Annotated in this window: 10 protein-coding genes; 1 reads left to right on the top strand and 9 read right to left on the bottom strand. The window is 70.4% G+C overall.

The window, feature by feature from the left end; genetic code table 11:
* The 3 genes from B4M60_RS14570 to B4M60_RS14560 form a co-directional block, all read right to left on the bottom strand.
* The coding region (locus B4M60_RS14570) for a mycofactocin-coupled SDR family oxidoreductase (RefSeq protein WP_291085637.1) at positions 1–605 on the bottom strand (605 nt) is incomplete at its 3' end.
* Positions 606–754: 149 nt separating this feature from the next.
* On the bottom strand, positions 755–2,311 hold the full coding sequence (locus tag B4M60_RS14565; RefSeq protein ID WP_291085634.1) for a fatty acyl-CoA synthetase: 1,557 nt from the start codon (positions 2,309–2,311) through the stop codon (positions 755–757).
* Positions 2,312–2,351: 40 nt separating this feature from the next.
* Entirely contained in the window at positions 2,352–2,594 is a 243-nt protein-coding gene (locus B4M60_RS14560; protein WP_291085631.1) for a hypothetical protein, read from the bottom strand.
* 92 nt (positions 2,595–2,686) lie between these two features.
* On the opposite strand from B4M60_RS14560, the gene B4M60_RS14555 reads away from it, so the two are divergent.
* Positions 2,687–3,088 (top strand): YchJ family protein, encoded by a 402-nt coding sequence (locus tag B4M60_RS14555; protein ID WP_291085628.1) that lies wholly within the window; start codon positions 2,687–2,689, stop codon positions 3,086–3,088.
* Here the strand turns inward: B4M60_RS14555 and B4M60_RS14550 are convergent.
* The 6 genes from B4M60_RS14550 to B4M60_RS14525 all read right to left on the bottom strand — a co-directional run.
* The gene (locus B4M60_RS14550) at positions 3,054–3,593 is read right to left on the bottom strand and encodes a hypothetical protein (protein ID WP_291085625.1); all 540 of its coding nucleotides are present in this window, start codon (positions 3,591–3,593) and stop codon (positions 3,054–3,056) included. The genes B4M60_RS14555 and B4M60_RS14550 overlap by 35 nt on opposite strands.
* A 54-nt stretch (positions 3,594–3,647) precedes the next feature.
* Positions 3,648–4,592: a TY-Chap domain-containing protein gene (locus B4M60_RS14545; protein WP_291085622.1), complete on the bottom strand. Its 945-nt coding sequence runs from the start codon at positions 4,590–4,592 to the stop codon at positions 3,648–3,650.
* A 64-nt stretch (positions 4,593–4,656) separates the two neighbouring features.
* Positions 4,657–5,475 (bottom strand): NUDIX hydrolase, encoded by an 819-nt coding sequence (locus B4M60_RS14540; protein ID WP_291085619.1) that lies wholly within the window; start codon positions 5,473–5,475, stop codon positions 4,657–4,659.
* A 60-nt stretch (positions 5,476–5,535) separates the two neighbouring features.
* Positions 5,536–6,171 carry a TetR/AcrR family transcriptional regulator gene (locus B4M60_RS14535; protein ID WP_414646816.1) on the bottom strand — a complete coding sequence of 212 codons (636 nt, stop codon included), beginning with the start codon at positions 6,169–6,171 and terminating at the stop codon, positions 5,536–5,538.
* Positions 6,159–6,617, bottom strand: a complete 459-nt coding sequence (locus B4M60_RS14530) for a DUF3817 domain-containing protein (RefSeq protein ID WP_291085613.1) — start codon at positions 6,615–6,617, stop codon at positions 6,159–6,161. The genes B4M60_RS14535 and B4M60_RS14530 overlap by 13 nt, the downstream gene beginning before the upstream one ends.
* Before the next feature lie 85 nt (positions 6,618–6,702).
* The coding region (locus tag B4M60_RS14525; protein WP_291085610.1) for a DUF3516 domain-containing protein at positions 6,703–8,373 on the bottom strand (1,671 nt) is incomplete at its 5' end.

Here is an 8,373-nt window from a genome sequence, read left to right as displayed (position 1 = left end):
GTGTCGACGTTGGTCGGGTGCACCGCGTTGACCCTGATCCCCTGCCCGCCGTATTCCACCGCCAGCACCTTCATCAGGCCGAGCATGCCGTGCTTGGCGGAGGCGTAGTGGGCGATACCCGCCAGTCCCTTGAGGCCCGCGAGTGAGCTGGTCATGACGATCGATCCGCCTCCGGAGGCGATGAGGTGGGGTATGGCGACCCGGCACGTGCGCCATACCCCCGAGAGGTTGATCCCCACCATCTCCTCCCACATCTCCTCGGACATGTCGGCGCCGGGGGCGAAGCTGGCGATCCCGGCGTTCGCGCACACGATGTCCAACCTGCCCAGCTCGGCCACGCCCTTGTCCACCGCGGCACCGAGGGCGTCGAGGTCACGGACATCCGCCTCCGCGCCGACGAACCGGCGCCCGAGGGCCTCGACCTGACGCGCGGTCTCCGCGAGATCCTCAGCGGTGGCGGTCGGATAGGGGCACGTGGCCACCTGTGTGGAGATGTCCACCCCGATGATGTCCGCGCCCTCGGCGGCGAGCCGGAGCGCGTGGCTCCGACCCTGGCCCTTCGCCGCGCCGGTGATGAACGCGACCCTTCCCTCGAGCTTGCCCATGTCGACCTCCCGTGCCGCACACGCGCCGCCCGGGTGTGAGCGACGTCACTTGGCGCAAGGGTAGGGCACGCCTCGCCGCCGGGACAGGCCGCGTCCCACCCGTTGGCCGCCGTGACCGCTGGGTGGGACGCCGCGCTGCGCCGGGGGCGTCAGCCCTGGCGAAGTTCGCGCTTGAGGAGCTTGCCGGACTGGTTCCTCGGCAGTTCGTCCACGAACACGACTCGCTTGGGCACCTTGAACGGCGCGAGGTGGGCCCGCGTGCCGCTGATGATCTCCTCCTCCGTCACGTCGGCGCCCTCCTTGAGGACGACGATCGCCGTGACGGCCTCGATCCACTTCTCGTCCGGGGTGCCGATCACGGCGACCTCCGCGACGCGCACGTCCTGGTAGACCGCGTCCTCGACCTCACGGGACGCCACGAGGACGCCGCCGGTGTTGATCACGTCCTTGATGCGGTCGACCACCTCGATGAACCCCTCGGCGTCACGGATCACCAGGTCACCCGAGTGGAACCACCCGTCCCGGAACGCCTCGGCCGTGGCCTCGGGCTTGTTCCAGTAACCCGCGCACAGCTGGGGAGAGCGGTAGACGATCTCGCCCCGTTCGCCGTCCGCGACGTCGGCGCCGCTCTCGTCGACAACGCGGGCCTCGACGAAGAACACGGACCGACCGGCGCTGGCCGGACGGGCGTCGTGCTCCTCGGGGCGCAGGACACAGGCGAGAGGGCCGATCTCGGACTGGCCGAAGCAGTTGTAGAAGCCCAGATCGGGGTACTTGCCACGCAGTCGCTGCAGGACCGTCACCGGCATGATCGACGCGCCGTACTGCGCCTTCCTCAGGCTCGAGAGATCGCGCGTGTCGAGGTCCGGGTGGGAGGCCAACGGGACCCACACCGTGGGGGCCAGGAAGAGGGACCCGATCTTGTCCGCCTCGACCCTGCGGAGGATCTCCGGGACGTCGGGAGCCGCCATGAGGTGCACCGTCGCGCCCAGGGACAGGTAGGGCAGTGCAAAGACGTGCATCGCGGCGGAATGATAGAGCGGCATGGTCACCAGCGGCTCGTCGTCGGCGGTGAGGTCCAGGGTGAGGATGCAGCTCACGTACTCGTGGACCAGCGCGGCATGCGTCATCATCGCGCCCTTGGGGCGCGAGGTCGTCCCCGAGGTGTAGAGGAGCTGGGCCAGGTCACCGCCGGTCGAGGGGGAGTCCACGGGCGCGGGCGGGGTCTGGTCGAGCGCGGAGCCCAGGATCGTCCCCCCGGCGGGCTCACCGGAGCCGGGGAGCAGTGCGAGAGACCGCAGCCGGGGCATGGTCGCGAGGACCTTGTCCAGGGTGGGCGCCTGGGCGGGGTCGACCAGGACGAGGGTGGCGCCGGAGTCCGCCAGCAGGTACTCGAGCTCGCCCCCGGTGAGGGCGTAGTTCACCGGAACGTGGGTGAACCCGGCCCGGGAGGTGGCGAGGAAGGCGATGAGGTAAGCGTCCGAGTTGACGCCGTACGCCGCGACCCGGGTGCCGGCGTCGAGGCCGAGGCCGAGGAGCATCGCGGCCACCCGGTCGACCGCGGAGTCGAGCGCCGCATAGGTCCACCGACGGTCGTCGAAGGTCAGAGCGGTTCGGTCGGGGTATCGCGCCGCGGAGCGACGCAGGACCGCGTCGACCGTCGCGGAACCGACTGCGGAGGGGACAGGCTGAGGGGTGCTGGTCATCCGCCCAGCATATAGAGGCACCGGGGCGTCCGGCGCGGGCTCAGTCCTCGCCCTTGACGATCTCCAGCACCGCGGGGGGGATCGCGCCGCTGGCGTCGCGCGGGGTCCAGTGCTCACTCGGAACCCACTGCGACCCGCATCCGCGGCACGCGAACATCTGCTCCCCACGGCGCTGGACCGGGGTTCGGGTCCACTCGCACAGGTCACGGCAGGACCGCACGCGGAGCGGTGCGATGCCGGAATCGGCCTGTCGGCGGGAGAGGGAACGCAGGAAACTCGACATGTCGGGGCCCAGGATAGTCCGCGCCGGCACGCTCCGTGAGTGGAGGTGACGGCCGGTAGCCTGTGTGGACCCCGACCAGGACGGAGCCGGACATGACCGAGTGCCCGTGTGGCAGTGGAACCGGGTTCGCCACGTGCTGCGGGCCACTCGTGGCCGACGGCGTCCCGGCGGCGACGGCCGAGCAACTCATGCGCTCGAGGTACACGGCCTTCGTCCTCGGCAGCGAGGAACACCTCTGGCGGACGTGGCACCCGCGGACCAGGCCCTCCACGGTCGAGGTGGACGACGTCGACTGGACCGGTCTCACCATCCTCGACGTGGTGTCCGGAGGAGTGGACGACGCCACCGGCGCGGTGGAGTTCGAGGCCGCCTTCCGCGGTCCCGACGGGCCGTCGTCCATTCGCGAACGATCGACCTTCGAGCGCCGGGGCGGGCGCTGGGTCTATCTCGAGGGCGAGGTCACGAGGCCATCGGGTCGACCGGCTGGCGGGTGACGGTGACCGAGCCGATGGTCCTCGGTGTGACGAGATCGATTCGACCGATCCGCTCACCCCGGGGCATCTTCCACGCGACCATTCCGCGGATCTCCTCGCCGGGGAAGCTCATCACCGACTGGACCAGCGGATCCTCCACCGTCCCGGTCGGGTTCTCCAGCCGCTCGAAGGGTCGGCCCGAGGGGTCGAACGCGGTGAAGTCCGCCGGCCCGAGCACCGGTTGACCGGACGCCTGCACCGCGCGGACATCCACCACCACGATCGAGTCCGTGTACCCGGACGACGGGACTATCCGCAGGTTGGACAGGGTCACGGTGGCGTCCCACTGGTCGCCGGCCACGGGGAAGGGACGGTCGAACTGCTGCGACGACGGCAGGGGTCCGGCGGGGCTGCCTGTGGGCGCGGGGACGCCGCGGGTGTCGTCGTCGCCGAAGATCGACGGCGAGCAGGCGGTCGTGAACACGGCCGCGGCCGCGAGGACGGCAGCGAGGGCGGCGCGACGCATGTGGCGCTCCTGGGGAGATGTCGTGGGCCGGGCGCGTCCCGGCAGATCCTGATCCTACTGTCCGTCCGTGTGGTCCTCCTCGGCGGCGCGCAGGTCACGCCACCTCTTGCCCGCCACCCGTCGGGCGAGGTCCGAGTAGATGTCGTCGAGTTCCGCGGAGATCTCGGCGAGCTGGATTTTGAAGTTGACGGGCACGAACACCCGGTCGACGAACTCGGACTCGGCGGAGATGGTCTTGCCGTCGAACACATACCGGCACCACAACGAATCCCGGTTGAGGATCGCCACCTCGGTCTCGGCGGCCGACACATCCTCCACCGACGAGACGAGCGGGCTCCGGAAGACGATCAGCGGGAGGGAGCGGTGCGCCCTGACAAAGAGCACGACACATCCGGCGGGGACGGTGAACACGTCATGCTCGTCGGCCTGGACACGACGCTGGTACACCTCGGCGAGAGCCGCGCCCACGGCGCGTGTCGCCTCATCGGGATCGGTGATGGGCAGCGGCTGGAAATCCGCGTCCTGCTGGACAGGGCGTGCAGCCTCGCCGTGGTCGGTGTGGTCGGGGCCCGCCACATCGTGGAGGAACACGGGGTGGGGGATCCCGAAGACCCGCTCCATGGTCCCCGCCACGAGGTGCGCGGCCTCCGAGGCGCGCGACACGGGGAGGGTGACGGACGGGCTGGGAGCGCTCCCCGGGATCGCCTCCGGACTCCCGTCCGCCCAGCCCAGCGAGGTCAGCTGCTCGAGCTGGCCCCGGCGCAACGGGACGGGGAGATCCTCCGACCCACCGCCGGAGACCTCGAGGTGGATCCGCTCGTCTCCGGCCGCGGTGAAGCGGATGTAGGGGGCGCGGGTGGACGGTGCTCCGAGGACCGGCACGGCCAGGTCGAAGGTCGCCCCGGGAACCAGGTCACGCAGGAGGTCGGCCAGGCGGGCGGCGAAGCGTTCCCACCCGGCAGCGATCGACGCGTCGACGTCGAACTCGAAATCCGGCATGGGGTGCAGTCAACCACCGCGCCGCAGCGTCCGTGCGGGGTTCGCGATGTGAGTTCCCGGGGGATCAGTCCCCGGTCCGCGCGTGTCCCGCCTGGTAATCCGACCAGTACTCGTCGGAGCCGTCGAAGCCCACCCGGATCCCGTCCGCGCCGCCGTCGATGATCTCCGGTTCGATCGGCGAGATCTCGCGCTCGCACGCGAGGGCGGAGTCGACGTCGGAGAACTCGGACAGGAGGCGGAGTTGGGTCCACGTGGGGGGCAGGAGCATGGAGCGTCCCGAACGGAAATCCTCGAGCAGGTCGATCGGGCGGGCCCACATGGTGAGGTCGACCTCGGTCGTCAGGTCGTCCGGCTCCTGCCCCTCGGGGAGGGCGGCGAGGAAGAACCGGGTGTCGTACCGCCGGGGCTCCACGGCCGGGGTGATCCAGTGGTCGAAGGGGCGGAGCCGACCCGCGGCGAGGGAGAGATCCTCGTCGGCGAGGAACCGGCTGAAGGTCAGCCGGTGCTCTTCGAGGTCGGCGCGGCTCGAATGGTACCGGCCGGCGTCCGAGACGGGTGAGCCGTCGAGGTGGTCCGCCAGCAGCACGCCGCACTCCTCGAAGGTCTCCCTCGCCGCCGCACACACCAGGCGGCGGGCCCGCGGGACATCGCAATCGAACCGGCCGGCCCACCACTCCGGGGCGGGACCCGTCCAGGCGACGTCCGGATCGTCGTCGGCGGCGTCCACACCGCCACCGGGGAACACGGTCATCCCGCCGGCGAACGCCATGCCGCGGACGCGGCGCGCGACGAACACCTCCGGTCCCTGGTCGGCGTCACGGACCACCATCACGGTGGAGGCGTCTTTGATCGGGCGGGTGGCGGTGGCCTGGAGGTCGGTCATGACGACAGTGTCGCCCGGCGTGATGGGGGGTGGTGCGGTGGGGTGATGAATCCGCCACTTTCAGGGGCTGTCGGGGGTGTGCGCGGGGGAGGTGGGAAGTGCTCCGTGGAGCACCCGTCGGACGTGGAGTCGAAGGTCGGCTCGGTGGTCGCGACCCGGCGTCCGGTCGGTTCCCGACCGCACGATTCCCATGTACAGGACGTCGAAGACGGTCTGGGCCGGGCCCTCGAGGTCGGATCCGGGTGCGCCCGCGGAGTGCCGCGCGAGTATCTCCCCGATGCTCCCGCGCAAGTCCCGGAAGATCCGCTGCGCCTCCTCGCGGTGCGGACCCGGCTCACCGAACAGGGTCTCACGGTGGTAGGCGGCGATGTTCTCGGGCTGGGTCTCGAGCGCGACGAACAGTGGGTCGCAGAGTGTGACGAGATCCTCCACCGGGTCGCCGGTGTCGGGCACGGTGTCGACCATCGCGCGAAGTTGCTCGTTGGCCACCATGCACAGGAGTTCGCCCTTGGACGTGGCGTAGCGGAACAGCGTTCCCGTTCCCACCTCCGCCAGGTCGGCCACCTCCTGGGTGGTGATGGAGGAGTACCCGCGGCGGGAGAACAGGTCCCGCGCGGCGTCCCGGATCCGGCGTTGCTTGTCGGCCTTGTTCAGCTCGCGACGACCCGGCTCGCGGGGCAGACTCACGAGAACCATTCCGTGGGCTTCCCGGCCATCAGCAGCAGAGAGAACACGACGGCGATCACGACCAGCGCCACGAGCAGGGCCACCACAGGGGATCGGAGGGCGAACGCCAGGGCCCGCTCGGGTAGCGAGCGGGGCTGATCCCCCCCGGGGCCGAGGCGCCAGGGGCCCTCGAGGAGGCCCCGGTGCTCGACCGACCGCTCGAAGGGGACCGTGGCGTAGGGGATGACGGCGGAGGCCAGCCCGAGCACGCCGGTCGCGGGGGACCACCGCTTGTCGGTCCACACCGCGAGCGTGGTCGCGGAGTAACAGAGGAACACGAACCCGTGGATGCTGCCGCCGACCATCGTCGCCCAGTCGAGCCCGAACGCGTACTTGCCGATCATCCCCAGGATCAGCAGGGTCCAGGTGATCACCTCCGCCAGCGCGAGCCTCGTGTACAGGATGCGGGGGGTCACAGTCGTCCTCCAGGTGTCGGGTCGATGGTCGATGGTCATCGTACGGTCACCCTTCCGGTCGCCTGGTTCCAGGCTCCGGGCGGGATCAGCCGGACAGGGCCAGTGAGGCGAACCGGACCTCGCCGGCCTCGTCGCTGGCGCCCAGGTCCACCACGCCCTCGATCGCCCAGCCGTGATCGCCCTCGGGGTCGTCGATGACCTGTCGGACGCGCCACGTCCCGGGCTCGAGCCCGTCACCCGATTCCGTGACCGAGAACAGCGCCGGCCCGCGGGCCTGCGGCCCTGCTCCTATCTCGTCATACTCGTCCCAGTAGGCGTCGATCTCCGCGTCCCAGTCGGGGTGCTGGGGCACGTCCGAGTCGAGTTCGACCAGCCGGTCGATGTCGTCCCTCGACAACAGCTCCACCCGCCGGAACATGGCGTTGCGGACCATCACCCGGAATGCCCGCCGGTTGGCGGTGACGGGACGGGTCGCCCCGGAGGACTGGCCGAAGGCGAGCTCGGCCACCTGCTCCGGGGAGACGTCGGGGTCGGTGAGGAGTTCCCACTCGTCCAACAGGCTCGAGTCGACCTGGCGCACCAGTTCCCCCAGCCACTCCACGAGGTCGTCGAACTCCTCGGTCCTCAGGTCCGCCGGGACGGTCTGGCGGAGCGCCCGGTAGGCGTCGGTGAGGTAACGCAGGACCGACCCCTCGGAACGGCCGAGACCGTATGCCGACACCAGGTCGGAGAACGTCATGCCCCGCTCGACCATCTCCCGGATCACCGACTTGGGCGAGGGCTCGAGCCCGGCGACCCACGGGTGCCCGGCCCGGTACGCGTCGTAGGCGTCGGCGATGAGGTCCGCGAGCGGCTTGGGCCACGAGATCTCCTCGACGATCTCCATCCGCTCGGAGTACTCCACCCCATCGGCCTTGAGGGCGCCGATGGCCTCGCCGCGCGCCGCCCGCTGTTGGGCGTAGAGGATCGGCCTCGGGTCGTCGAGGACGGCCTCGATCACCGACACGAGATCCAGCGCCGGGGTGGGGGAGTCGGGGTCGAGGATCTCCATCGTCGCGATGGCGAACGGCGCGAGCGGCTGGTTGAGCGCGAAGTCCCGCTGGAGGTCGACGGTGAGGCGGACGTGTCGCCCGTCGGAATCGGGCTCCGCGACCCGCTCGACGATGCCGGCGGTCTCGAGGCCTCGGAAGAGCTCGATCGACCGAAGGACGTGATGTCGGGTCCGTGCTCGGGTCTCGTGGGAGGACAACAGGAGGTGGCGCATGTGTGCGTAGCAGCTCCCGGGGCGCGAGATCACGTTGAGAAGCATGCCGTTGCTCACCTCGAAACGGCTGGTGAGCTGTTCGGGCTGCGCCCCGACGAGCTTGTCGAACGTGGCCTGCGACCAGTTGACGAAGCCCTCCGGGGGCTTCTTCTTGGCGGGCCTGCCCTTCTTCTTGGGGTTGGCGGCCACCTTGGCGGCGGCCTTGGAGTTCTCGACCTCGTGCTCGGGGGCCAGCACCACCACCAGTCCCTCGGTGTCGAACCCGGCACGCCCGGCGCGGCCGGCGATCTGGTGGAACTCCCGGGACTTGAGGACGCGCTGGCGGCGGCCGTCGAATTTGGTGAGACCGGTGAACAGCACCGTCCGGATGGGGACGTTGATGCCCACGCCGAGTGTGTCCGTGCCGCAGATGACCGTGAGGAGCCCGTCCTGGGCGAGCCGCTCGACCAGGCGCCGGTACTTGGGGAGCATCCCGGCGTGGTGGACGCCGAT

The organism is Dietzia sp. UBA5065 (genome assembly GCA_002415925.1).
Taxonomy (GTDB): Bacteria; Actinomycetota; Actinomycetes; order Mycobacteriales; family Mycobacteriaceae; genus Dietzia.
This window is presented reverse-complemented; position numbering and strand designations above follow the sequence as displayed.